Source organism: Campylobacter sp. CNRCH_2016_3089 (genome assembly GCF_025772505.1).
Classification (GTDB): domain Bacteria; phylum Campylobacterota; class Campylobacteria; order Campylobacterales; family Campylobacteraceae; genus Campylobacter_D; species Campylobacter_D lari_D.
The window spans coordinates 1-1,540 of the sequence record NZ_JAKMSF010000036.1 but is presented as its reverse complement, the minus strand read 5'-3'; the positions used below and the strand labels follow the sequence as shown (position 1 = coordinate 1,540).

At 24.6% G+C, this 1,540-nt stretch carries 1 protein-coding gene; it reads left to right on the top strand.

Annotated elements, in window-relative coordinates; all coding sequences use genetic code 11:
* Nucleotides 1-28: 28 nt before the first annotated feature.
* Nucleotides 29-1,540, top strand: a 1,512-nt coding sequence (gene vgrG / locus L8W69_RS09100) for a type VI secretion system tip protein VgrG (protein ID WP_263666981.1), incomplete at its 3' end; no start/stop codon positions are given.

The window sequence follows — 1,540 nt, the reverse complement described above, 5'->3', positions numbered from 1 at the left end:
AATCCCAATACCAACAAAGGTTTTTTTAATGAATACAAACAACTCTTATCTTAATTTAAAAATTAACAAACTTGATTTTAAAATCACAAAAGCCATTATAAAAGAAAGCTTGGATCAGATCTTTTTATGTGAATGTGAAGGTTTTTATGAAAATATCAATAATGATATTTTTAGTGATGACAATATTGAATTTAATCCTAATATGCTTATTGATAAAGAAGCTTCACTTATAATTAAAAATCCTTATGAAAACAAAAAGATAGACTTTTCAACTAATATTGATATGATTTATCGGGGAATAATATCTTATGTTGACTATTTAGGTGTTAATCAAGGCAGTGCTAGCAATATTGTAAAAGAAAATTTTAAACAATTAAACCATAAACATTTTTTTAAGTTTAACTTGCATTCTCCTTTAATAAGACTTGATTTTAATAAAGCAAATCGTATTTATACTCATACAAACATAATAGAAGTAATTAAACAAACCTTAGCCTATTACAACACCAAGCTAAATAAAAACATTGATTTTTCTAATATTCATCATATATATGAAACTAAAGAATTGATTTCTCAATACAATGAAAGTGATTTAGAATTTATCACAAGATTAGCACACAATCATGGTATTTATTTTTATGAAGATAAAGATAATATTTATTTTTATGATTTTTATACTCATAAAGGCAAAATAAAAGATATAGTTTTTAATCCTAATATCAACAACCATCTTAATGAAACTTGTATTTACGCACTAAATAAAGAAAAACAAATACAAACTAATGCTTTTACTCATTCTAGTAATAATTCCAAACAACCTTTAAGTTTATATTCCTTAAGCACTAAAGCACAAAACACCAATGTACATTATAATGAGCATTCTTATGAAAGTGAGTATTCCTTTACACAAAATATTAATTTAAAACAATCCCCTACCCTAAAAGAAAAAAGAAACACTATACTTAATAATATACTAAAAGCAAAAAGCAATATTTATCATCTTAGTTTAAATGAAAGTATTAAAATTAATATTCAAGAAGAAACCACCAAAGAATATACCATTATTGCAAAAGAACAAATTTTAATTGATGATGCTATTTTAGCTAATACTATCAATACCAATGATAATTTAAATATTAAAGACTTAAATCTAAGTAAATCTTATACAAATAATTTAACCCTTATTCCATCTTTTTTAACCTTTACACCTAGTTTTAAATCCAAACCAAAACCTCCAATTAATACCATGGGTATAGTTATAGGAGAAGATTCTAATATAGAAAATCAAAGAAATACTATTTATACTGATGAGTATGGAAGAGTAAAAGTAAGGATTAATCTTTATGCTAATCAAGAAGAATTAGATAATAAAACAAACATGTATCACCATAGTCCATTCTTAAGAGTAGCTAGTAATGTAGCAAGCAATCATTCAGGTTTTTACCATACACCTAGAATAGGAGATGAAGTTATTATTTCATTTTTAGATGATGATGTAGACAAGCCTTTTATTAGTGGGAGTTTGTATAATGGGGTGAAT